The 22,667-nt window shown below is 69.6% G+C and carries 27 protein-coding genes; 21 read left to right on the forward strand and 6 right to left on the reverse strand.

Annotated features, from left to right (window positions below; genetic code table 11):
* Positions 1 to 105 precede the first annotated feature (105 nt).
* The 20 genes from ACIQJT_RS40890 to ACIQJT_RS40985 all read left to right on the forward strand — a co-directional run bounded on the left by ACIQJT_RS40890 (position 106) and on the right by ACIQJT_RS40985 (position 16,985).
* On the forward strand, positions 106 to 1,743 hold the full coding sequence (locus tag ACIQJT_RS40890; RefSeq protein ID WP_402650549.1) for an FtsK/SpoIIIE domain-containing protein: 1,638 nt from the start codon (positions 106 to 108) through the stop codon (positions 1,741 to 1,743).
* 180 nt (positions 1,744 to 1,923) lie between these two features.
* Positions 1,924 to 2,916: an NlpC/P60 family protein gene (locus ACIQJT_RS40895; RefSeq protein ID WP_402650550.1), complete on the forward strand. Its 993-nt coding sequence runs from the start codon at positions 1,924 to 1,926 to the stop codon at positions 2,914 to 2,916.
* Between the two features lie 3 nt (positions 2,917 to 2,919).
* Positions 2,920 to 3,195 carry a hypothetical protein gene (locus tag ACIQJT_RS40900; protein ID WP_402650551.1) on the forward strand — a complete coding sequence of 92 codons (276 nt, stop codon included), beginning with the start codon at positions 2,920 to 2,922 and terminating at the stop codon, positions 3,193 to 3,195.
* 6 nt (positions 3,196 to 3,201) lie between these two features.
* Positions 3,202 to 4,488 (forward strand): hypothetical protein, encoded by a 1,287-nt coding sequence (locus ACIQJT_RS40905; protein WP_402650552.1) that lies wholly within the window; start codon positions 3,202 to 3,204, stop codon positions 4,486 to 4,488.
* A gap of 92 nt (positions 4,489 to 4,580) precedes the next feature.
* Positions 4,581 to 5,654 carry a hypothetical protein gene (locus tag ACIQJT_RS40910; protein ID WP_402650553.1) on the forward strand — a complete coding sequence of 358 codons (1,074 nt, stop codon included), beginning with the start codon at positions 4,581 to 4,583 and terminating at the stop codon, positions 5,652 to 5,654.
* Positions 5,651 to 7,825, forward strand: a complete 2,175-nt coding sequence (locus tag ACIQJT_RS40915; RefSeq protein WP_402650554.1) for a hypothetical protein — start codon at positions 5,651 to 5,653, stop codon at positions 7,823 to 7,825. The genes ACIQJT_RS40910 and ACIQJT_RS40915 overlap by 4 nt, the downstream gene beginning before the upstream one ends.
* A 187-nt stretch (positions 7,826 to 8,012) precedes the next feature.
* Positions 8,013 to 8,243 (forward strand): hypothetical protein, encoded by a 231-nt coding sequence (locus tag ACIQJT_RS40920; protein ID WP_402650555.1) that lies wholly within the window; start codon positions 8,013 to 8,015, stop codon positions 8,241 to 8,243.
* A 193-nt stretch (positions 8,244 to 8,436) separates the two neighbouring features.
* Positions 8,437 to 8,868: an RRQRL motif-containing zinc-binding protein gene (locus tag ACIQJT_RS40925; RefSeq protein ID WP_402650556.1), complete on the forward strand. Its 432-nt coding sequence runs from the start codon at positions 8,437 to 8,439 to the stop codon at positions 8,866 to 8,868.
* Positions 8,869 to 8,935: 67 nt separating this feature from the next.
* Complete coding sequence (locus ACIQJT_RS40930; protein WP_402650557.1) at positions 8,936 to 9,403, forward strand: Pycsar system effector family protein; 468 nt, start codon at positions 8,936 to 8,938, stop codon at positions 9,401 to 9,403.
* A 99-nt stretch (positions 9,404 to 9,502) separates the two neighbouring features.
* Positions 9,503 to 10,012 carry a hypothetical protein gene (locus ACIQJT_RS40935; RefSeq protein WP_402650559.1) on the forward strand — a complete coding sequence of 170 codons (510 nt, stop codon included), beginning with the start codon at positions 9,503 to 9,505 and terminating at the stop codon, positions 10,010 to 10,012.
* Between the two features lie 95 nt (positions 10,013 to 10,107).
* Entirely contained in the window at positions 10,108 to 10,251 is a 144-nt protein-coding gene (locus tag ACIQJT_RS40940; RefSeq protein ID WP_402650560.1) for a hypothetical protein, read from the forward strand.
* 119 nt (positions 10,252 to 10,370) lie between these two features.
* Positions 10,371 to 11,033 carry a diguanylate cyclase domain-containing protein gene (locus ACIQJT_RS40945; RefSeq protein WP_402650561.1) on the forward strand — a complete coding sequence of 221 codons (663 nt, stop codon included), beginning with the start codon at positions 10,371 to 10,373 and terminating at the stop codon, positions 11,031 to 11,033.
* Positions 11,030 to 11,497: a hypothetical protein gene (locus ACIQJT_RS40950; protein ID WP_402650562.1), complete on the forward strand. Its 468-nt coding sequence runs from the start codon at positions 11,030 to 11,032 to the stop codon at positions 11,495 to 11,497. Before ACIQJT_RS40945 ends, ACIQJT_RS40950 begins: the two co-directional genes overlap by 4 nt.
* Positions 11,494 to 12,018 carry a WhiB family transcriptional regulator gene (locus tag ACIQJT_RS40955; RefSeq protein ID WP_402650563.1) on the forward strand — a complete coding sequence of 175 codons (525 nt, stop codon included), beginning with the start codon at positions 11,494 to 11,496 and terminating at the stop codon, positions 12,016 to 12,018. The genes ACIQJT_RS40950 and ACIQJT_RS40955 overlap by 4 nt, the downstream gene beginning before the upstream one ends.
* 119 nt (positions 12,019 to 12,137) lie before the next feature.
* The gene (gene dnaN / locus ACIQJT_RS40960) at positions 12,138 to 13,262 is read left to right on the forward strand and encodes a DNA polymerase III subunit beta (protein WP_402650564.1); all 1,125 of its coding nucleotides are present in this window, start codon (positions 12,138 to 12,140) and stop codon (positions 13,260 to 13,262) included.
* A 141-nt stretch (positions 13,263 to 13,403) separates the two neighbouring features.
* A complete protein-coding gene (locus tag ACIQJT_RS40965) occupies positions 13,404 to 14,285 on the forward strand; it encodes a hypothetical protein (protein ID WP_402650565.1) in 882 nt (293 codons plus the stop codon).
* Positions 14,286 to 14,358: 73 nt separating this feature from the next.
* On the forward strand, positions 14,359 to 14,727 hold the full coding sequence (locus tag ACIQJT_RS40970) for a hypothetical protein (protein WP_402650566.1): 369 nt from the start codon (positions 14,359 to 14,361) through the stop codon (positions 14,725 to 14,727).
* On the forward strand, positions 14,720 to 15,784 hold the full coding sequence (locus tag ACIQJT_RS40975; RefSeq protein WP_402650567.1) for a DUF5131 family protein: 1,065 nt from the start codon (positions 14,720 to 14,722) through the stop codon (positions 15,782 to 15,784). The genes ACIQJT_RS40970 and ACIQJT_RS40975 overlap by 8 nt, the downstream gene beginning before the upstream one ends.
* Complete coding sequence (locus ACIQJT_RS40980; protein WP_402650568.1) at positions 15,781 to 16,464, forward strand: hypothetical protein; 684 nt, start codon at positions 15,781 to 15,783, stop codon at positions 16,462 to 16,464. The genes ACIQJT_RS40975 and ACIQJT_RS40980 overlap by 4 nt, the downstream gene beginning before the upstream one ends.
* Positions 16,461 to 16,985 carry a hypothetical protein gene (locus tag ACIQJT_RS40985; RefSeq protein WP_402650569.1) on the forward strand — a complete coding sequence of 175 codons (525 nt, stop codon included), beginning with the start codon at positions 16,461 to 16,463 and terminating at the stop codon, positions 16,983 to 16,985. The genes ACIQJT_RS40980 and ACIQJT_RS40985 overlap by 4 nt, the downstream gene beginning before the upstream one ends.
* Positions 16,986 to 17,115: 130 nt before the next feature.
* Here the strand turns inward: ACIQJT_RS40985 and ACIQJT_RS40990 are convergent, their stop codons facing one another.
* Both ACIQJT_RS40990 and ACIQJT_RS40995 read right to left on the reverse strand, forming a co-directional pair.
* Positions 17,116 to 18,018: a hypothetical protein gene (locus ACIQJT_RS40990; RefSeq protein ID WP_402650570.1), complete on the reverse strand. Its 903-nt coding sequence runs from the start codon at positions 18,016 to 18,018 to the stop codon at positions 17,116 to 17,118.
* Positions 18,015 to 18,815: a ParA family protein gene (locus ACIQJT_RS40995; RefSeq protein ID WP_402650571.1), complete on the reverse strand. Its 801-nt coding sequence runs from the start codon at positions 18,813 to 18,815 to the stop codon at positions 18,015 to 18,017. Before ACIQJT_RS40995 ends, ACIQJT_RS40990 begins: the two co-directional genes overlap by 4 nt.
* A gap of 503 nt (positions 18,816 to 19,318) precedes the next feature.
* On the opposite strand from ACIQJT_RS40995, the gene ACIQJT_RS41000 reads away from it, so the two are divergent.
* The gene (locus ACIQJT_RS41000; RefSeq protein ID WP_402650572.1) at positions 19,319 to 19,678 is read left to right on the forward strand and encodes a hypothetical protein; all 360 of its coding nucleotides are present in this window, start codon (positions 19,319 to 19,321) and stop codon (positions 19,676 to 19,678) included.
* 84 nt (positions 19,679 to 19,762) lie between these two features.
* On the opposite strand, the gene ACIQJT_RS41005 is transcribed toward ACIQJT_RS41000, so the two are convergent.
* The 4 genes from ACIQJT_RS41005 to ACIQJT_RS41020 all read right to left on the reverse strand — a co-directional run bounded on the left by ACIQJT_RS41005 (position 19,763) and on the right by ACIQJT_RS41020 (position 22,661).
* Positions 19,763 to 19,972, reverse strand: a complete 210-nt coding sequence (locus ACIQJT_RS41005; protein WP_402650573.1) for a DUF6207 family protein — start codon at positions 19,970 to 19,972, stop codon at positions 19,763 to 19,765.
* A gap of 212 nt (positions 19,973 to 20,184) precedes the next feature.
* Positions 20,185 to 21,159, reverse strand: a complete 975-nt coding sequence (locus ACIQJT_RS41010; RefSeq protein WP_402650574.1) for an ATP-dependent DNA ligase — start codon at positions 21,157 to 21,159, stop codon at positions 20,185 to 20,187.
* Positions 21,160 to 21,375: 216 nt separating this feature from the next.
* On the reverse strand, positions 21,376 to 22,275 hold the full coding sequence (locus tag ACIQJT_RS41015; RefSeq protein WP_402650575.1) for a hypothetical protein: 900 nt from the start codon (positions 22,273 to 22,275) through the stop codon (positions 21,376 to 21,378).
* Between the two features lie 188 nt (positions 22,276 to 22,463).
* Positions 22,464 to 22,661 carry a hypothetical protein gene (locus tag ACIQJT_RS41020; protein WP_402650576.1) on the reverse strand — a complete coding sequence of 66 codons (198 nt, stop codon included), beginning with the start codon at positions 22,659 to 22,661 and terminating at the stop codon, positions 22,464 to 22,466.
* Positions 22,662 to 22,667: the final 6 nt, after the last annotated feature.

The following is a 22,667-nucleotide window of genomic DNA, read 5'->3' on the forward strand; positions in this document are numbered from 1 at the left end:
GCGAGCAGAACCGGCGAGCGGCACGTCCGCAGACCCGGCGAGCAGACCCGGCGCGCACCCCGCCACCCCAACCCCCGCATGCCTGCGATCACGAAAGGAGGGGATGTGGGAACCGGAAAGTCCCAGAAATCCCAGGTCAGCGAGGACATCTACGGGCAGATGGCGGGCGCGATCGGCGGCCTGGCCGTCGTGTTCGGTGTCCTCGCTGCCATCAAGGACAAGCTCGGTCTGTCGTGGCCGGCCACCGTCGTGCTGACCGTCGGAGTCCTGGTCGGACTGGGCTATGCGGCCTGGCAGCTCCGTACCCGCTTCAAGCGGTGGCTGGCGAGCGAGTTGCAGCCCGCCACCGCCGTGAAGCAGGAGCCCGCTACCGCGGTGATCGGGGGCGACCAGGCAGCCGCGCAGGCCGCCGTGGCGCACCCCCAGTTGACCGGGGCGCTCATCAAGGCCGGAGCGATCAGCAAAGACGAGATCGTCCGCGCGGATGAGGTCCGCATCGAGCCGCTGCCCGGCATCGGTGTCTTCTACGACTTCCTCGTTCCCGAGGGGAAGACGTACGCGCACGTCGAACGGCGCCTGGGGGAAGTGGCCGGCATGTTCGGCAAGACCCGGCTGCACACCAAGATGGAGCGCAGCCGGGACAACGAGCGCCGGGTACGCCTGCTGGTGCTCGACGAACCGCCGTTCACCCACCCGTTCACCCCGCCCGCCCGGCACCAGATCGAGGCGTTCGCCGGGGTCCCCTTCGGCCACGACGTCACCGGCCAACTGACCGGCGCGCGGACCTTCAACAAGGCATCGCTGCTGGTCGCAGGCATGACGCAGACAGGCAAGACCACCCTGATCAACGGTCTGATCACCTGTCTGCTGATCGCCTACGGCGAGTTCGACCTGTACCTGCTCGACGGCAAGTTCTGCGGGCTGACGCAATTCGAGAAAGTCGCCGTCCGCTACGAGGCGTCCGACAACCCGGACGTCTACGAAGACATGGTCGACACGCTGAACGCCCGTGCCGACCGGCGGTATGAGCGCCTCCAGGAGGCGAAAAGGAATCGGCAGGAAGAACCGCAGTTCAAGCCGGTGTTTTTCATCGTCGATGAAGCGGCAGACTTCTTCGCTCACGACGGGACGAACGCGGGTAAGGACAACGCGGCACGGATCGCTGAAAAGTCACGGTCTCTGGTCTCCAAGTGCCTGGAGTCCGGGATCTCCGTGGTGATGCTCACTCAGCGTCCAGCTCAGAATGCGATTCCGGTCATGGTGAGGGACCAGTTCCTTTACCGGCTGTGCCTCTACGTGGCGTCGGAGGGAACCGCGAAGGTCGCCCTCGGTGACACGTACTTCGAGACGATCGCCCCGATCAATCCGGCACTGCTTGATCCCGACATCAAGGGACAAGGCGTGCTGTTCGCGCACGGGACATCCACGCTCATCCGGGGATTTAATTTCGCGGATGAGTTCATGTGGGAGATCGTCGATGAAGTGCACGATCGCCAGCAGAAGGTGATCGAAACCGGTCCGCCGTCTCCGCTCAAGCAGGCGATCAAGCTGATGCAGGACGCGGGTGTCGAGTTCATGCGAACGACCGATCTCGCCCCGGCTCTCGGGATCACAGAAACCGATCCGACGGAGTGCGGGAAGCAACTGAGCAGTCTTCTCGGTGTCCCTGCGGACCGTGGCACGAAGGGGGTCCGGGGCTATCGCCTGGCCCATCTCACGGCCGCCGCTTTGTCCGATTCGTGACCGCCACCCGGCACCGCCGAACAGACCGCCAGGTCACCGCCACCCCACCGTCACCCGGCCTGCCGGGTGACGGTCAAAACCGCTCGGGTGACGGTCGCCTGACGGTGCCGTGGCGGTGCCGGGTGACGGTTCTGATCAGCGAAAACGATCAAATACCCCCGGAAGGAGGGAGGAAGCCCCTTGCGTGCCTCTGCAGCCGTCACGATCGGTGTGGGCGCCACTGCGGTCGTGGCCGTGGCCGCGTGCCTGCAAGCGGTCGGCGACGATCCCGCGGGATCACTGCTGAGCCTGTCCGTGCCCAGCCAGTACAAAACTCTGATCCAGGCGGCGGGAAACACCTGCCCGGCGGTCACGCCCAACCTGCTTGCCGCGCTTCTCACCCAGGAATCCAACTTCAATCCGAAAGCGAGATCCCCGGTCGGCGCGGAAGGCATCGCACAATTCATGCCGTCCACATGGGAAGCGCACGGAATAGACGGCAACGGTGACGGGAAACGCGACGTCACCGACCCCGCCGACGCGATCCCGTCGGCGGCCAAGTACCTGTGCGCGATCGCCAAAGACGTCAAAGACGTGCCCGGTGACCAGCAGTCCAACATGCTGGCCGCCTACAACGCGGGAAGCGGCGCCGTCCGCAAATACGGCGGCATTCCCCCGTACAAAGAGACACAGAATTACGTCAAATCGATTCAGGCGCTCGCCGACCAGCAATCCGGCGGGACCGTCTCGCCTGCGCAGCAGGCCGCCACCGTAATCAACGCCGCATACGCGATGATCGGCAAGCCCTATTCGTGGGGCGGCGGAAACGCGAACGGACCCAGCACCGGAATCTGCTGCTCACCCGCCGGAAAGTCCGGAGCGAGCATCACCGGATTCGACTGCTCCGGCCTCACCCTGTACGCCTACGCGAAGGCCGGGATCTCCCTGCCCCGCACGGCAGCACAGCAGTACACGGCCTCCGAGCCGGTAAAGCCGGAAGACGCCCGCCCCGGCGATCTCGTCTTCTACGGAAAAACTGCCGCCGGAATCCACCACGTCGGCATTTACGTCGGCGGCGGATACATGCTCAACGCCCCCCGCCCCGGCACCCAGGTCCGCCTCGATCGCCTCGACGCGCTGACCGACCTGTACGGCCTCGCCCGCCCCATCCCGCAGCACCACAAGGAGATCTGACCCATGAACAAGCACGTCTTCCTCGCCAAGCCCGTCGACATGTCCACCGGCTTCAAGGACTTCTTCGACACGATCGGCCTGACCGGCGCCGGCCTGGTCACCAAGGGCATCGCCGCGGTCATCGCGGTGATCGCGCTGCTCATGCTGATGCGCACGCCCAACGACCCCCAGAGCGCCCTCCGCAAGGGGGCAACGGCGGTCGGCACGCTGTTCGTCGCGGTCGTCCTGGCCCTCTACGGCGACACCCTCTTCAGCACCGTCACCCAGGCCAAGGGCTGATCCAGCATGGCGGAACCGGACAACTGCAGCCTGCTCACCGGCCAGGCCTACGAGATCTGCGAATCGGAGCCCAAGGACGACAACCCGTGCAGCCTGGTCGCCAAGCCCATGCGGGCACTGTGCGAAAAGGACCACGGCATCAGTCCTGGCCAAGGCACCGGCGGGGGCAACAGCCTCACCGACGGGGCCGCCGACAACGTCCAGAAGACCGCAGAAAGCCTCCTGAAAAAGATCAACGGGCTGATTGCGCCGAAGGACGCGTGGGCGCCGAAGAGCGCGGACAGCGCGCTATATGAGCCGTTTTTGTGGCTCGGTCAGCACCTGGCCATCGCCATCTTCGTGTGCGTGGTCGTCGTGTGCGGCCTGACCGCCTGGCAGGGCGTACCGCGCCTGCGCCAGATGGGCGCCTCAACCGGATGGACCCTGGCGGCCGTCGCCGGCATGGCGGCGGTCCCGGGAGCGGTGATGATGCTGAACAAGGCCGTGAGCGAAGCCTTCACGGCCATGTTCAACAGCAACGAGTCGACCCTGTTCAAGGTCATCGTGGAAGACATCCAGAGCGGGGCGGACACCGACGTGCCGCTGGCACGGCTGCTGCTGATCTCCGCCCTGGTGGTCGCCCTCGCCCCCGCCGGGCTGGTCTTTCTCACCCGCAACCTCGGCATCCTCGCGTTCGTGTGCATGGCCCCCCTCGTGCTGGCCTCGCTGGCACGAGGGGGCGACACGACGGCCGTGAAGACGTGGGCGATGCGCCTGCTGGGGCTGATGTTCTGCCCGTTCGCCCTGCTCCTGGTCTCCCCGTTCGTCGCCCTCGCCCACGGCTCCCTCGTGGTCGACACCGTCCTCCTGCTCGCCGCGGACACCCTGATGCTGCGCATGATCTTCCACGGGATCCCGTACTTCGGACCCCGGATCGCGCGCGGCGCCCGGACGTTTGTGGAACGGCGCACCGACAACCGGCTGGCCCACGCGGTCGTCCGGGCCGGCGCCCCGGACATCTACGAGCGGGAGAACGCCCGCCGGCCGCGTCGCATCATCGACACCCCCGGCCGGGCCGCGCACCAGGACCGCGGGGTCCTGCTCGCCGCGTACGGCGTGAAGCAGCAGCCGCGGCCGGGACGGCTGACCACCCAGTCCGCCGTCAGCGAGGCGAACCGGGACGCCGACCGCCGCAATCGCGTGCGCGCCGCCTACGGCCTGCCTGGCCAACAGCAGCGCAATCCAGCGCCCAACAGCGGCCCGAACCCAGCCACTCCCCCGCCGGCGCCCCGTCGGCGGCGGCCCACCCCATAACGAGTCCAGCCGGGACCGGCCCCCTGCCCAGCAATGCAGGCAAGGGGCCGGTCCCGGCGCGTCACACCCCAAGACTTCCGGAGGTTGTTCCGATGTACTCCCTGACACCCGGCTACCGCATCCCTGCTCTCCAGCGCGGACTGAGCCCGGCGGAGACTCTGCTGACCCGGGTGAACGCCGGTGTCGGGAGCGCCGTCCTGGCATCCGCGATGATCTCGCCGCCCCCGCTGTGGACGTTCGGCGCGGTCGGCGCCGCCGCGGCCGCGCTCAACCTCGCGCCCGGCCCGCGCTCGGTGGCCCGGTGGGCGACCGTCGGCTACCGGCACCTGCGCGAGCGCACCGTGCCCGCCTCGATGACCGACCAGCCCGGTGCCACGGCGACATGGGCCCTGTACCCGGGCCACGGCACCATGCAGGACGACCAGCGGCGCACCGCCTTCCACGAGGCGTTCTCCAAGGCGCTGACGTTCGCAGCCGGGCAGACCCGCCAGGCGGGCGTCCAGGTACACGTCACCCACCACGCCGCGGTCGGCGAGTACACCGAGCACACCCAGACCCTCTCCGTCCACGTCCCCAAAGGGCTGGCCGGCCAGCCCGACCGGATCCTGGCGACCCTGGAGAGCGAGTTCGCCCGCCTCGGCTCCCTCACCCCCCTCGATCCCGAGCCGCTGCGCGCCGTGGCCGACCGCGGCCCCGGCTGGGTCGGCCTCGAGGACGGCCGCTACGCGGCCACCGCCCGGGTCACCGGATGGCCCGACGAGACCGGCGGCGACCTCATGGGCAAGCTCCTGCTCGACGACCAGGCGGAGCGCTCCTTCGCCGTCCTGTACCGGCCGCTGCCGGTGGCGGCCTCACGCCGCTCCGCGAAGTGGCAGCAGGCGGCCTCCGAGGCGTTCACGGCCGACAAGGTCAAGCAGGACGCCCACGCCATCGCCAGCGGCACCACGCACGGCGCCCTCGTGCAGGGCGCCACCCTCGTCGACATCGACGGCTACCTCACCGTGTGGGGCGACAGCCCCGAAGCCGTCACCGACGCCCGCTGGCAGGCCTCCCTGGCCGCCGACCGGCACCGCATCCGCCTCGACTGGCTGCCCGGCCAGCAGCACCGCGCCCACGTGATGACCACCCCGCACGGAGCATCCACCCGGAAAGGGGCGATCCTGTGATCCGCCTGCCCTCCAACCACGCCGCGATCACCGCACCCCTCATCGCCTCCAACACCACATTTCCCGGCATCCCGATCGGCCGCTCCCTCCTGGACGGCCGCGCCTTCCGCCTCTCCCCCGTCCTGACCGATGACAAGATCCTGCCCTCCACAAATTCGCTCGCGCTGGGGGGCCTTGGCTCCGGCAAGTCCACGACAGCCAAGACCCGGGCCCGCCGCGAGATCCTCGACAACGGCCACCAGTACGTCGTCGTCGACTCCTTCGGCGAGGACGCGAGCGGCGAGTGGGCGCCGCTGGCCCGCTCGCTGGAGGGCCGGGTTATCGAGGCCGGCTCCTTCACCCTCAACCCGTGCAGCGAGCTGTTCCCGCGCGAGGTCCGCGAGCAGCTGGTGCGCTCCCTGATCGCCGCTGTCGAGCCGGGCGCCCTGACCCACCAGGCCGCCCACGCCCTTCAGCACGCCCTCGCCCACCCCAAGGCGACGTCGCTGAACGGGCTGGTGGACGCGCTGGTGGCACCGGAGGACGGCCGGTGGCCGGCCGCCAAGCTGGCCGACTGGGGCGAGGGAGCGGCGATCGCCCTGTCCCGCTACACCGAAGGCTCCCTGACCGGCCTGTTCGACGGCCAGGACGCGAGCCTGCCGGAGACCGACCTGCCCATCCTGTCCTTCGACTTCAGCAAGCTGGACCGCAACTCCCCGGCGATCCCGTCGCTGATGGCCGCGATCTCCTGCTGGGTTGAGCACGTGTGGCTGCGCCAGTCCACCGCCGTGCACCGCCACCTGGTCCTCGAAGAGGCCTGGCAGATCCTGCTGTCCCCGGCCACCGCCGAACTGATCCAGCGGCTGCTGAAGAACAGTCGCAAGGCCGGACTGTCGCTGGACGTGGTGATGCACACGCTGTCCGACCTCGGGCAGGGCAAGGCGCAGGACCTGGCCAAGCTGTGCGAGATCGCCCACGTCGGCCGCCTGGGACCGGAGGAAGCCGCGATCGTCGGCGCCCTGCTGGGACTCCCCCCGTCGCTCATCGACATCATCCCCACCCTCGAACCCGGCCAGGCGGTGTGGAAGGTCGGACCCGACTACGTCGACGTCGTCCAGACGATCCTCACCGAAGACGAGATCGCACTGACCGACACGTCGTCGCGGCGCCGGCGAGCACAGCAGGCCGCCACCGAGGAGCTGGTGCAGCAGGACCTGGCCGTCGAACAGGCCACCACCGCCCTGGCGGAGCCGGTCACGGCATCGCGCCGTGAAGAGACCGACGTCGTCGACCCGATCGAGGACCTGCACGCCCCGTTCACCACCGCCGACGACACCTGGGACTGGGAGAGCCTGCCCCCGAACGTCATCGGCGACCTCAGCCGGCACGAGCGGGTCCTCCAGGCCGCGCTCGAAGGCCGGTTCAACGAGGCATCCCAGCTCGCCGCCCTCCACGAGCGCGAAGACATCACCGCCCACGGCCTCAACTCCCCCCAGGCGCTTGCCTGGTTGGAGACCCGGGCACAAGTGGCCGATCTCAGTGGAGAGCCCGGACAAGCCGCGCAACTGCGCGCTACGGTCGCCCGCATGGGCACTGACGACGCCGCATGGTTCGAGAAGACCGCAGACAGTACCTCCCCGCAATGGCACCGCGGCCCCCAGCCGTACGCGCCCGAACCCCAGACCGCCCCGCAGCCGCAACCGCGCCGGCGGACCTGGCCCTACGTCGCCGCGATCGCCGCCCTGGGCATCACGATCGCGGGCGTCTACCAGTACGCAGCCGACGACCAGAAGCAGCAGGAACGCCAGGCGAAGGCCGCCGCCTACAAGGGCCGCTCCGGAGCAACCGTCAAGCTCGACGGCATCAGCACCGATCTCATTGCCCAGTGGAGCAGTGACCGGGAGCGGGTCGTCATCGAGCTGCGCTCGTACTTCGACCGCAACGCCAAGTACCTGCGCATCGACGCCGCCGGCAGGACCGCGTACACCACGCGAGGTGACGACCGCTGGTATCCCAAGACCCCCGAGCTCTCGCTCCCGGTCACGGACCCGCTCGCGGACATCACCGTCCATATCGCGGTCGGCGGCAAAACATGGAAGGAAGGCGCCCGGGCGCAGTCCCGGACGGTCCGGCTGTCCCCGACGGGCGTCGCCTACGACGGCGACACCGGCGAGCGCCTCCCCTCCGACTAGATCCATCACCTGCCGCTGCGGGCCCGCACTCCATGACCGGGGTGCGGGCCCGCAGCACGTGGGAGCCACCCAGGCGCCCATCGCGGCGGTGTCCGTGCGTTCCGCCTGGCTCTCGCCCTGCTCGTGGGCGAGAGCCACGCAGGCTGTCCGGCCGCCCCACCCACCTGACACAGAAGGAGACCCCGTCTTGGCGAAAGGCCCCAGAGTCATAGGCGTCCTCACGGAACCCCAGGCCCCCACCTGGTGGCGAGCCAACCGACACAAGGTGCTCCTCATCCTGGGCCTGCTGGCCGGCTACTACATCGGCACCCACCTTGGCGACGCCCCCGCCCGGCAGCCGGACACCCCGCGCCCGGGACACACCACCCCCGCCACCACCGGCCCGCACAGCACACACACGACCCGCGGCACCGCCTGACCGCCAAACGACGACACTGCGCCCCCGCCAACCCCTGTGGTCGGCGGGGGCGCAGTGCTTCCACCGACCGCTGGAGGAGATCACTCGTGCTCATCCCCCACCCGCGCCGCCGGATCGGCAGGCCCCGCCCGCACCGGCCCGGCCTGCGCTACCCGCACCGGCCCCAACGGCTGCCCAGCGCCTGGAGGCGATGATGGGCGCCCCACAGCGCGAGGACGTCGACACGGTCGACGTCGACCTGTACGACCCCGGCGACGGCTCGATCCCGGTCTTCCGGTGGAAGCAGGCCGGGCACGCCCTGGCGACCCGCCGTCAGTTACGGGAGATGGGACTGCGCCCCGGCGGCCAAAGTCCCGTCGCCCGGATCGAGTGCCGCGGCGGCAGGCGCTTCGCCTGGCTGTACCGGATCGACCTGGCGAAGCCGAAGCTGCCGATGACGCTCGCGAAGGAGCTCGCGCTCGACAAGGCGATGGCCGCCCGGCAGACCTGCCCCAAATGCGGCCGGCGCTACCACCACGTGCTCCCGCTGAAAACCCTCGGCAGTTGCCTTGAGTGCCACGACGGCACCCCGGCCGACCCTTCCAGCTACGTCACTGCGGCGGCCGCGCACCGGCTGGCCGCCTGACCTTCCACAGCGCCCCGCGTACTGGCGGCTGCCTCACCGGCCCGCCCCGCTGACCTGGAGTACCGCCATGACCACCGTCTCGCCCTCCGCCACCAGTGAGAACGCCAACCTGGACGCCGCCTGCACGGCGGTGGCGACCGAGGTTGCCCGCACCGACGGCAAGGCCAGTCTGCTGCTGGCGTTCAACGGCGCGGTCCTCGCCGGACTCGCCACGGTCGCCGACACCGGCCTCCCGTCCGTCACGAAAGCCTTCGGCGCGGCCGCCGTGCTCGCGCTCGCCGCGGCCGCCGTCCTGCTGCTGTTAGTGGTCCGCCCCCGCACACGCGGCATCACGGACCGGGCGTCCTTCCCGTACTGGGCTGGTCTGGACGAGGACGCCATCCGCGCCAGCCTGCGAGGCGATACCCGCCCCGCCCGCATCCGTGTCCTGTCGATCATCGCGATGCGCAAGTACGGCCAGTTACGGCTCGCGGTCGACCTGAGCCTGGCCGCCCTCGCCCTCCTGGTCGTGGCCGCCGCGAGCGCCCTGGTCTGACGGTCCTGCGTCCCCTCCCACCCCCGGTGTTCACCGCCAGGGGTGGGAGCGGGCGCAGGACCGGACAGCCCGGCCCGGCACACCGGAAGGGAGCACGACATGCACGACACCCTCACCGCGGTAACCCGCCCCTACGGGGCCGACTCGCCCCTGGCCCACCTGCTCGACATGGTGCAGGCCGTCGGCCAGCCGACGGCAGACGAGCAGCGCGAGGACGCCGTCACAACGGCCGCACACTACGTGTACAAGGCCTACCCCGACACCCTGGGCAGGGTGCTGGAGGCGATGGACTGGACCGGCTACCCCGCCCTGCACTGCCACGGCTTCTCCTTCGAGCCGGCCGCGACGGCCTGGCTGGACGGCGGCCTGTGGCTGCACCACACCCTGCGCCTCAGCGAGAACGGCGCCTTCGACGTCCTCACCCTGATCGTGCCGTGCACCTGCGGCGCCGGCTACAGCGACATCGTCCTCGACAGCGAGGACATGCTCATCGAGATCCTCGCCGAACTGAGGCCCACCCACGGCCGGTCCGTGCACGACGAAAGCCTGGGGGACTGCCGCAGCGTGCGATCCCTGGCCCCGCTGGGCAGGCCGCTCGCGGCCCTCTGAGCACCCGACACCACCTCACCGAACCCGGGGGCGCCACCCTGCCAGCGCGGCCGGTGTGCCATCCCACCACGCGAGAACAACACCAAGGAGCGAAGATGCCCGACAACTCCCGCGACCAGGACGGCTACGTCGTCGACGTGAAGACGGACGGCGGAGTCGACACCGTGATCGTCACAACCGAAGGCGTGAACGTCTTCCACTGCCCCGGCGGCCTCACCGAAGACGACCTTGTCGACTGACACCTTCGAAGGCCCCACCCGCGAGATCACACAGCAAAGAGGCGCACCCCCTACGCCTGGACAGCTCGGGGTGCGCCTCTTCCCTTTGTCCGCCCTCACGGGCGGGAGGAGATCCCATCATGCCTGCACTCGCTGCCTTACGGCAGCCGACCCGCACACTCGTGACCGCCGCGGCCGCCGTGCCGCTGACCGGCTGGACCGTCCACGCTCTGACTCTGTACCGGCGCGCGGCACACGATCCGCTCACCGGGCTGCTGCGGCGCGACGCCTACACCGCCCGGGCCCGGCGGCTCCTGGCCCGCCACGGCCACAACAGCGCCGTGGTCCTGGTCGACGTCGACCACTTCAAGCAGATCAACGACACGCACGGGCACGCCGTCGGCGACCGCGTGCTCGCCGCGACCGCGGCCCGGCTCACCGCGTGGGCGGGCAGCCGGGGCGTGGTCGGCCGGCTCGGGGGAGACGAGTTCGCAGCCGCCGCACGGATCGACGCCGCGCACCGCCGCCCGCGCCTGGACCAGCTCGCCGCCGCCCTCGCCCGGCCCGTCGACATCGGCGACGGGCGCCTGGTCGACGTCACCGTCTCGATCGGCGCCGCCACACCCGACACGATCGGCACCACCGACCTGTCGCTGCTGCTGCGAGCCGCCGACGCCGCCATGTACGCGGGCAAGCACACCGGCACCGCGGTCCTCGCCGACCGCTCCCACGCCGACGTGCCGTCCGTCAACGGCCGCCGCGCCGGCCGCCCCGGCACCGCCATCCCGGGAGCGGCCGTATGACCGCCACCCTGTACGCGCCCGACTGGATCCGCGGCATCACCATCAAGCAGCCCTGGACCGCGTGCATCGCCCACGGCGACAAGCGCATCGAGAACCGCCCGAAGGCGTGGCCGGCCGGCTGGTACCTGCTGCACGCCGGTGCCGAGTCCGGCACGGACCGGCACGCGCTGCGCGACCCGCTCGTGGCCCGCACGATCCGCGACCACCCGATGCAGTTCAGCGCGGTGCTTGCTGTCGCCCGCATCACCGGCTCCCACAGCTCCCTCACCGACACCGGCGGCCCCTGCTCGCCGTGGGCGCAGCCTGGCTGCTTCCACATGCAGCTCGACGACGTCCACGCCCTGGCGCTGCCCGTGCCCTGCCGCGGCGCGCTCGGACCGTGGCGCGTCCCGCTGCCCGTCTTCGAGCAGGTCCTGACCCAACTCCCCCACCTGGCCGCGACGTTCCCGGAGGTCACGTCATGAACCGCACCGACACCACCGCCACGACCGCAGCCCAGGCGGCCCGCTTCGACTTCCCGCACAGCCCCACCCCGACCCGCTGCCAGCGCACCCCGCAGATGTTCGACTTCACCAACGGCGACCGGGCCGCGGACCGCGCGGCGACGGACAAGCGACTGGCCAAGGCCCGCAAGGCATGCTCCGGCTGCCCGATCGCCGCCGACTGCCTGAAGTGGGCGCTGGTGAACAAGGACCTCACCCGGCACGGCATCTGGGCTGCGACCACCCCCGGCCAGCGCAACGACCTGCGCAAGCGCCTGGCCGACCGGCTCGGTCCGGACTGGATCAGCGTCCTCGCCGAACGGGAGCAAGCCCGCCGCGAGCGCGCGGCGGCCGCCCGCCACCAGCCGTTGAGCGTGAACGCGTCCCGCATCGTGCGCCTGGACCGCGAGATCAACGGGCCCATGCCGACCGGCCGCCTGCTCACCCCCCAAGCCCAGCAGCGCAACCTCGCCCGCCTCGTGCACGGCCTTACGGCCGCATAACCGCAGCGCTCCGCGCCGACCCGCGCCAGTCCCTGGGCCTTGCGCCCCGCCCGGCGCGGACCGCAGCCAACCACACGCTCGCACCGGATGTGACCCGAACCCCTCGGAGGAATCCGCCCGTGAAACTCGTCATCGACACCGAGAAACTCGCCGACGCCGCCCAATGGGCGATGCGTGCCGTCCCGACCGTCCCCTCCCGCCCGTTCCTGGCCGGCCTGCGCCTGGAGGCCGCCGACAACACGCTCACCCTGAGCGGATTCGACTACTACCGCTCCGCCCGGGCCAGCGAGGAGTGCGAGGTGTCCGAGCCCGGCACCCTCCTGGTGCCCGGACGCGTCCTCACCGACATCGTCCGCTCGTTCCCCAAGACCAAGCAGACCCTGCTGGCCCTGGACGGCAACGACCTCGCCCTGTCCTGCGGCACCGCCCACATCATGCTGCCCACCCTGCCACTGGACGACTACCCGACCCTGCCCGCGTTGCCCGCCGCCAGCGGCACCGTCGACGGAGCCACCCTGGCGGCGGCCGGGGCCCGGGTCGCGGCCGCCGCCAGCACCGACGACACCCTCCCGGTCCTGACCACCGTGCAGTTCACCCTCAACGACAACGACATGACCCTGTCCTCCACCGACCGGTACCGCTTCCATGTCGCGGACCTGCCCTGGACGCCGAACAAGACCACCAAGGGCAGGGGCAGGACCAAGCCGCTGACCGCGGGCAGCGCACTCGTTCCGGCCGACGTCGTCACGGATGCCGCCCGCGTCCTCGCCGACGCCGACACAGCCGAGATCACCATCACCGAGTCGCAGTTCGCGCTGAGCGTCCCCGGCCGGTGGGCCACCGGCGGCATCATCGAAGGCGCCCTGCCCAAGTACCCCTTCCCCACCGAGTTCGAGTCCGTCGTCACGACCGGCACCGAGGCCCTGACCGACGCCCTCAAGCACGTCACCCCGCTGCTCGACAAGACAGACCCGATCGTCCTCGACATCGCCGACGGACAGATCACCGTCCGCGCCGGCACCGACGACAAGGGCCGCGGCCGCGACCAGGTCGACGCCGAGATCGATGGCGAACCGCTGACCGTCGCCTTCAACCCTGGACTGCTGGCCAAGACCCTCCAGCAGATCGACGGGCCCGCCGTACAGATGAACTTCAACGGCCAGCACAAGCCCGCCCTGATGCACGCCCCGGAACAGGCCGGCATCTTCCGGGGCCTGCTCATGCCGATCCGCCTCAACGGCTGAATCAGCCAGCTCAGCACCCAAGGCCCCGCGCCTGCGGGGCGGCCGTCGACGCCGCTCCGGCCGCCCCGCAGCACCACCCGCGCCGTGCACCGCGGCGCCCGTCGCCCCGCCCGTCCCACTCATTTCGGAGAGCGATCACCCATGACCGGATTCACCCAAGCCTTGCCCGGCCAGCAGGTCACGCTGGCCGGAACCACCGAGGAAGGCTTCGAGACGCTGTACGGCGTCCCGGTCGCCGCCCTCGGTGAGGACGACCGGCTGATGGCGTTAGGGCACCTCACGGACCGCGCTGTCCTCGCCGTCACCCTCGCCTACCACCGGCACGTGTGGGGATACCGCATCCTGCCCAACCGGGAACTCGCCGCCCTTGCCCGCTCCGGCACCCAGCGCACCCACAGCACCGTGACTAAGGGCGGCCAGGACGACGACTGCGCCTGGCAGTTCGAGGACGCCGACCCCGACGATCCCACGGCCCAAGCCGTCACCCTCATCACCGTTGAATGGCTGGACCACGAGGACATCACCACCCGGTCCACGTGCCCGGCCTGCACCCGGGCCAGTTGGTCGACCAGCCTCACCGCCGGCCCCGGCCGTGCCGGATGGGGCCGATATCACCACTGCCTGTACTGCGGCCACAGGTGGCCCACCGCACCGGCCCCGTACCTCAGCCTGACCAAACACCGCCGCTGGAGCCCGGCCAGGCCCGACGGCTGCTTCGCGTGTCCTTGCCTGCCCGACTACCCCTGCACGGACGGCTGCGCGATCGGACACGATCCGGTGGTCGGTCAGCGGATGTGCGCTACCTGCCGCAGCCAGCACACCGACGACATGTGGAAGCAGCTGGCCGCTGTCGCCTACGGCACCGCCACCACCTTCGACTACCTGGACGATCAGCGCGACCGCTGGCTCTACAGCGAGGCCCTGCGCGGCATCCCGCCCACCCAAGCCGCCCGCACCTGGCAGCAGCGCCTCACTCTCGCCTCCCGCCAGGCCACCGAGCGGACGCAGACGACCGCGTCCTGATCTCACCAACCACCCGGCCGGGGCCGTTCAGCGCGGCCCCGGCAGCCTGCCACCCGTCCACGAAGGGACACCGATGCGACAGCCTACCCACAGCCCGGGCCCCCGGCCGACGATCGTCGCCCTGTGCGGATCCACCCGCTTCTGGGACCAGCTCGCCGAAGCCAACTTGTATGAGACCGCGGCCGGCCGGATCGTCCTCGCACCCGGCTGCAACCTCAAGGAACCCCACTCCCTGTGGGCCGACCCCGTTCAGGCCGACCGGCTCAAGCAACAGCTCGACACCCTGCACCGGCAGAAGATCGATCTGGCCGACGAAGTCCTCATCGTCAACCCCGGCGGCTACATCGGCGACAGCACCCGCCGCGAGATCGCCTACGCCCGCAGCCTCGGGAAACCGATGCGCTACACCCACCCCGTCCAGGACGGTGACGACCGTGGCTGACAGCACGCCCATCGAGTGGACCCGCTCCGAGGACGGAGCCCCCGGCGCCACCTGGAACCCCGTCACCGGCTGCACCAAGATCAGCGAAGGCTGTGATCACTGCTACGCCGAAACCTTCGCCGAACGGTGGCGCGGCACCAGCGGCCACCACTTCGAGAACGGCTTCGACCTCACCCTGCGCCCCGAGCGGCTGCGGCTCCCGCTGACCTGGAACAAGCCGCGCCGCGTCTTCCTCAACAGCATGTCCGACCTGTTCCACCAGGACATTCCCGACACGTATATCGCCAAGGTGTTCGCCGTCATGGCGATCGCCGGCCAGCACACCTTCCAGATCCTCACCAAGCGGCACGCCCGCATGCGGGCCCTGCTGTCCAGCCCGTCCTTCTGGCACCAGGTCGCCCACGAGGGGCGCGAGCACTTCACCGGCTGCCAGCAGGACTGGCTCGCCGCCGGCGCGATGCTCGGAGGCCAGCCGCTGCCCAACGTGTGGCTGGGGGTCTCGGTTGAGAATCAGCGGTGGGCGGACATCCGGATACCGGCGCTGCTGGAGACCCCGGCCGCGGTGCATTTCCTGTCCTGCGAGCCGCTGCTCGGTCCGGTCGACCTGAAGCAGGCCGTGCGGACCATGGGAAGCGAGCGCGGCCACGGCCTCACCGCCTCCTACGTCCACGCCGGCGGCTGCTGCCGCACGCTCCACGGCATCGACTGGGTCATCGTCGGCGGCGAGTCCGGACCCAAGGCACGCGCCATGCACCCCGACTGGGCTCGCTCACTGCGCGACCAGTGCGCCGCTGCCGAAGTGCCGTACTTCTTCAAGCAGTGGGGCGAGTTCGCCCCCGAAAGCTACGGGCACAACAGCGGAGCCACCGTCCTCATCGACGGCCAGGGCCGCACCTGGAACGAGACCGATGCACCCGCCACGCAGGACGTGATCCGCATGCGCCGCGTCGGCAAGAAGCACGCCGGCCGCCTCCTGGACGACCGTCTCCACAACGCGTTCCCGGCATCCGGCACCACCCACACCACCACCGAACTGGAAGGCAGGACTCTCCGGTGAAGCGCCGTCTCTTCCCTCGCTGCGGCCACGCTCCCGGCGCCACCTCCCCCGAGGACCAGGCCATCGTGGACCAGTTTCGCGAGCTGCTCGCCGCCATGCGCGACCCACAGCCCTGGACGCCGGGCTGCCACCAGGACATCGCCGTACGGGTCGGCCCGTTCCTTGAGCGAGCCCAGCCCCGCCCCGGCGACGACCACGGCCCCGACCTGATCGCCGTCGCCCTGCGCCACCCCGACACCCCGCACGCCGCGGCCTACCTCCACGGCCACCAGCTCGGCTACACCAACAGGGGCTGGCTGCGCTGCGAGACGTCCAAGATCCTCGGCATCTGGCAGCCCGCCTACACGATGCTCACCCACGCCGCCGCCAACCTGCCCCTTCCCGACGACGTCGGCATGAACCCGGCCCACTACGGCGTCCACGTCGAAGCCCGACGCAGCGACAACACCGGCCGCATCCTGCTCCGCCTCGGCCCCTACACCCAGACCTGGCACGCCTCCCGCGACGCCGACCGCCTCAACACCGAACTGGAAGGCCGGGCTGCCCCTGTCCTTCCCGGCTTCACGGTCACCGCAAAGGCCGCGCCGTTCCACGTCAGCGACCACGCAAGCTACGCCGACCCGTACGACACCGACATCGTCGCGCTCCTGACCGACGCCATCGCGGAGGTGAGCGCGTGACCACCACGACCCTGTACGAGATCGAGACAAGCGAGGCCGACGACGGCACGACGGTCCCCGCCGAAGGCATCTGGACCCCCAGCAGTGAGGACGCAGCCGGGTTCATCACCTACAACGGCCTGTACGTCGCCGGCATCGGAGCACCGAACGACGACAGTCTCTACCCAGACCGGTTCGTCGTCCTCGGACACCAGCGGTGGGCCGACACCATCGAGGCCGCCGCCGCATACATGGACCGCGTCCACAACTGGCGGACCCTGCACCTCTACCCGGGCGACGACCCCTCCGTGCTCATCCCCTGCATCCCGCGCGCCGTCCACACGCACGCCGTCTTCTTACGGCACCCGCACCCAGACCACCCGTGCGGCTGCGAGTGGGAAAACACCTGGCGCCTCGTCTGGGCACCGCCCACCGAGCACGGCGCCATCCCGATCACCGCCATGCGGCACCCCGCCGCCCCGCCAGCCACCATCAGCATCCCCAACCCCGACCAAGGAGCGCCCGCCACCTGGGCACCCTGACGCACCACGACTGAGCACGAAGAAGGCCCGTACCTCCGCGAACGCGCGGGGAGTACGGGCCTTCTTGCGTTTCCGGCCCTCGATGAGGAAGGCGCTCGGGTCAGAAATTTCTGACCTTGTCCACAGAGTCTTACGCGGAAGCGTGTTCCTGGGCTGAGGCGAAGGCGCGCTGTGCGGCGGCCAGTCGCTTCGCTACGCGCCCCAGCTCCTTCTCCAGCGCCGTCAAGCTGACCCGCGCAGCCTCCGGGTCAACCTCCAGTGCTGCCTGCACCGCGGCGGGCGCCAAGGGGGCGTACACACGCTCCTTCAGTGAAGCGACCGCCCGCTCCAGAGCTGTGATCTCCGAAGGTGCCGACGGTACAGCGGGAGGGTCAGAAATTTCTGACCTCGACTCCTGCGCCGGAATAGAGGGTGCAGTCAGCTCCTTGGCGATCGAGGCGAGCACGGCGGCGGTCGGACGCCGCTTGCCCTGCTCCGCAGCCTTGGCCAATCCCTCGGACATAACGACCTGGGCTGTCTCCAGGCCCTGATTGCTGATGACCTCCGCCATGACCTTGCGGGCCGACGCCCGCGTCAGGTGCTGAGCGAGATCGGGACCCAACTCGCTGATAGCACGGATACGTTCCGCATCCTGCAGCAGTTCGAACACGTACTTCGGCTCGACGTCGAGCACATCCGCCGCCCACACCGAGAAGTTGCTGTGGCCGGCCACCACGTGGAGCTCCCGCTCCCGGGCGACCTCAAGGAGCACCGCCTTGTTCAGGACCGTGAAGTCCTCGGCACGTGCGCCCGCGAGGTCGATCTCGTGCAGCCGGTCTGTGATGAAGGCAAGCTGCTCCTCAGGGGTGCCGGTGATGTCGTCGGCGCTCAGAACCCGGCCGTGGGCGAAGATGCTGGTCTCCGGAGTGGACGTGCCGGTCGACGCGGCTTGCGCAGCCACCTTCTGCAGCTCCGCGGGTACCGCCGGGTCGACAGACGAGTCGGCGGCCTTCTTGAGGCGGCTGCTTCCCGCTGCAATGAGCTTGTTGCTCACGCTTCCACTCCTGATGCCGTGAGGATTCGGTCGTAAACGTCGGTGAGCGCCTGAGCCTCACGGCCGGACGCATCGGTGATGGGCACGCAGGCGAACCGTGTCTGCTGCCGCACTGCGTGTCGGGGGATCGTCAGATCGCGGCGGTAGAGGTCGCCATACGTCTCCGCCAGGTAATCCCCTATGACGTCCTTCAGGTTGCTGGCGCCGCCCGGCACTATCGACGGGATGATGCCGACCACCCGAAGATCGGGGTTCATCCCCAAGTCTTTGACGAGCTTGATCGTGCTCAGTGCCTCTTTGGCACCGATCCGGCCGTCTTCGTCCAGTGTCGCCGGGATGACCACGTCGGTGGCGGCCACGAGCGCCGATGTCACCAGCTTCCCGCCGGCGCGAGGCGGCAGATCGAGAATGGCTACCGTGCCCTCCTTGACCACACCCTTCAACCCCAGGCGCAGCCGGAACTCCAGGCCGACAGCCACGTTGTCGGTCTCCCGGTTGGCCAACGCCCGCTCCGCGGCGAGGACCTGAACCCCCGACCATGCCTCCGAGGCGGGGGCAAACGCGTCCGCGGCCAGACCGGTCTCACCCTGTGGATCCAGCGCCAGCAAGTCATTCATAGAGAACGCCGGCGCTTCGTCTGCCGAGATACCGAGCTCCGCTGTGAAGGTCCCCCGCGGATCCAGATCGCCTGCGATGACGTCCAGCTTCCGTTTCCGTGCGGCCGCGACCAAGCCTGCGGACAGGGCAGACTTGCCCACGCCGCCCTTCTCGCTGTACACCGCCAGCACTCTGCTCATGTCGGAACCTTCGCCATCAGTCGATACGCCGAACTCACGCAGCGAAGCGTATCGACAAGGAGCGGTTCGGCCAGAGGTGACGGGCAGGTATGCCCCACAGGCCAGCTGCGGCTGACGCCTGGTGCCCGCAGCCGGAGTCCGTGCGAGCGAAGTGGACGTAGTCAACCCCCGCCACCGCAATGCGGACTTGAGAAGAGAATGTGAGTGGCTGCCCCGCAGAGCAGCCACCCACAACGCTCGCACAGCCTGCCGGGTGGTCGACCACTGGCCGGGTGCAAGTGCATGGCATTCACCTGACACGGACGCAGTCTGCTTTTGGAGCCAGGGCCCCGTAACACCTATGCCCACAAGCTTTTAAAGTTTCGTTTGTGACGAAACTAGGCGAGCAGAGGAAGCGAGCTCAGAGCTCCACACCCGAGCGGCTCGTGGAACGCACCTGCGCATGGTGCGGTGAGCCGGTCGCCTACAGCGGCCGTGGCCGGCCACCGCGCTACTGCGGCCCTGTGCACCGTCGTCGGGCCTGGGAGCTGCGCAGTGCCCAGGAGCGTGCAGAGCGTCCCGTGAGCGAGGGCGGGCAGAGCCGTGAGCCGGTGCGCGAGGTCGTGGAACGCACGCAGACCGTGGTGCGCACGGTCGTGCTCCAGGATCAGGGCAAGGTTCCGCTGGCGCCCCGCGCGGCTCAGCGGCTGAACGGGGAGCCCTACACGCTGCCCGAGGACGCCGTGGAATGGATCGAGGCGCTGGTGGCTCTACGGCGCGAGGTGTCCAACCCGAAGATCCACGCCTTTCGCCACCACATCGCCCTCGCCTGCGAGAAGACCGCGCGGGCGCTACGTGACGCCGACCCAGGGACCGGGAGCTGAGAACAGCCGGCCGTAGGTGAATGGCAGGAGACGGCCCGTGCCGAGTGCGTTCGGCACGGACCGACAGGACTCTATCCACTGTCGCTACGCGTCGGGCTGCTGGCGCAGGTCAAGGAACATGCGTAGCCGGATGCCGGGCTCGCCGGGTTCGCGGACGGTGCGGTCGGCCGGCGCGAGTGCGCAGTGCTTGGCGAGCAGGTCCTGGACGGCGAAGGCGGTCGCGTCGTCGGCGGCCGCGACCTCGACGACGGCCAGACCTGCCTGTTCCACGTGGGTGGGATGAATCGGCTTCATGCACGGCACTACGCGCCAGCACCGGTAAAGGTTCTCCGCCCGGGCGGCCTTCACCCGTCTGTGTAGGTGAGCCGCCCCCGACCAGCTACCGAGGAGCTGTGCGGCGACCCCCGACCACGGTGGTGGACTCCCCGACCACGGGCCCGACCAAGGCAGGTCAGCGGTGGTTGATGGCGCGTGCCGGGGTGGGGCAGTGCAGCCCGAAGGCCGTGCTACGGCGGTGTGAAGGTGGGGGTGTCTGCGGGGGCTAGGTCGGGGCGGGTGCGGTGCCAGCGTGCGGGGTGGCGCCACCGGCCAGCAGCGTCGCGGGCGACGTCGACGCCGACTTCCACCACCAGCTCGGGTTCCACCAGCGTGACGAGCAGCGTCTCGCGGCTGCCCCATCCGGCGGAGAACGACCAGCCCGTCCACGGATGGTCGGCGGCGGCTGGGGTGAGCAGGGGGGCGATCGCGTGGCCGGCGGCCGCGGCCAGTGTGGTGGTGCGGCCGACGTAGTGCAGGTGCCCGCCAGTGTCATACCGGCCCAGCAGCAGCGAACGGGGCGCGGTGGGCGGGCCGGTGACGGCGCCGACGATCGCCTCGCTCGTCTCGATCGGCTTGTACTTCAACCAGTAGCCCCGCGCCGACGGCCGGTAGGAGTCCGTGAGCCGTTTGAACATCACGCCCTCCATCCCGACGGATCCCCACGTCAGCCACCGCGCCACAACCTCCGCGTTGGTAGTCGACGGGCATAGCGTCCACGGCGCGGTGAGCCGGCGGGCGGCGAAGACGGACTTGAGGGCCGCCCGGCGACGCTGGTAGGGCCAGGCGGTCGTGTCGGTGCCCGCCAGCCGCAGAAGGTCGAAGGCGACGAAGTGCGCCGGCCACACGTCCGCCGCCCGGGCCGCGCCGGCGCCGCGGCGATGCAGCCGGTCCTGGAGCCGCTCGAACGCGAGGCGGCCGTTCTCCCACACCACCAGCTCGCCGTCGAACGCGGTCGCATCGGGAAGCTGCCCGGCCCCGGATACGACCTCCGGAAACGCGGCAGCCATCTGGGTGCCGCGCCGCGAACGCAGCACCACCTCACCCTGGTCGACGGACACGAGAGCCCGGAAACCGTCCCACTTAGGCTCGGCAGCCCAGCCCGCCCTGAGCTGCGGCGATCGGGTCAGTGTGGCCAGCATCGGCTCCGGCGGAATCCAGGTCACGCCCCCATCCCTTCCACCGCGACCCTGCGCTCGGAACCCCGCCTTGTGGAAGCTGAAGCCGGATGTCCTGTGACGCCCTTCCCGTCCGGTGCCTCATCGGCTGTGGTCGTCCCGACCGCGGGAGGACACACGGGACGGCAGCGAAGAAGACAGCCGCACGCCGCTCACGCAGCGCCTAAAGGGGCGGGCCTTCCAACAATGGCTCCGGGGTAGCTGTCAGGCTGCGTCGGTCTGTGGCGTGTTGAGAGTAATGAGTTCTCCGAGGGCGATGTATGTCTGGAGGAAGACGAAGCGAGCCTCGCCAACCGTGACCTCGGCGTGAGTGCCTGCTGAGCAACGCTCGTAGAGATCAGACAGGGTCCTTCGAAGCCGGTCCCTCCGGCTCTTGGAGGCGCCGCATACGTGAGTGTGAGCCTGGAGTCGGTTCAGCACGTTTTGCGGTCCGACCTTCAGCGTGACCCCGTCTCCGATGACGTAGGGCTCATCCCTTGCCGGAAACACGTAGTCCGCGCAGGAATCGATCAACCGGCGGCAGGTGGTGAGAGCTTGGCTGACGGACTCGGGGTCTCCGTCCCGGAGCCGGTCGGAGACGCGCTCGATCTTGTCGAGCGCAGACCCGCTTGCCGCGGCCAAAGAACCGTCGACCTCCTTCTGCGTCGCCGCGAACAGACTTGCCTGGAGATCGCTAAAGAGAAGCTCGTGATAGATCTCGGTAACCATGTCGTAAGTGGTGGCGACTACTTGCCCGCAGATTCCGGTCCACGTGCCCAAGTTGGCTGATGCTTGCAGAATCCGCTGGTCATGGTTCTGGGACGCGAGGGCGATGTGGTCGCCTGAGTAGTTGCCTCCGCCGCGCATAGCGTCGATGGCCTTCTGGGCAGACTCGACGTGAGCTTCCACTTTCGCGATCGACACAGGGTAGAAGGTGTTCTTCTCCTTGGCGGCCAATCGGCCCGCCCGTCTGATCCATGTGCTAGCAGAACCGTCGGTCGGGTACCCGTTGCGCTCGAATCCGAGGAATTCCATCAACTCGGTGTGGCCGACCAACCGGGCGAGTCTGCTCGCCTTCAGGACAATCTCGGACGCCTTCAACCGCTTGAGCTCGACATCGGCCAAGAGCTCGTCCGCAACTCGGATTGCTTCTTCCTGTCGCCCCACGCTTCTGACCGCCTGTCTGCTCGAACTTCCTCAAGCAGCAGTCGTACCACGCTGATCCGACGCTCCTCAGCGATTATCTGGTACACCCACCCCGGCACTCGCCTCCTGTTGGTTGCTGGGGGCATGCGGTCCTGTTCGCCTGCTGGCTACGGGCGCGTGCTGACGAAGCGCACGGTCGATCCCCAGGCGGTCTTCGCCGCTTCCATGCACCACTGGCACAGCGGGATGCCGCCGCTGCCGTACTTGTGTGTCTTGCGCTGGCAGGCGGCACAGGGGCCGATCTTGTCGCCGGGGCAGATGAGGGCGGAGGGGTCCGGTTCAGTGATCGGCGGGGGAGTGGTCATCGCGTG

It is taken from the genome of Streptomyces sp. NPDC091972, assembly GCF_044756385.1.
Taxonomy (GTDB): domain Bacteria; phylum Actinomycetota; class Actinomycetes; order Streptomycetales; family Streptomycetaceae; genus Streptomyces.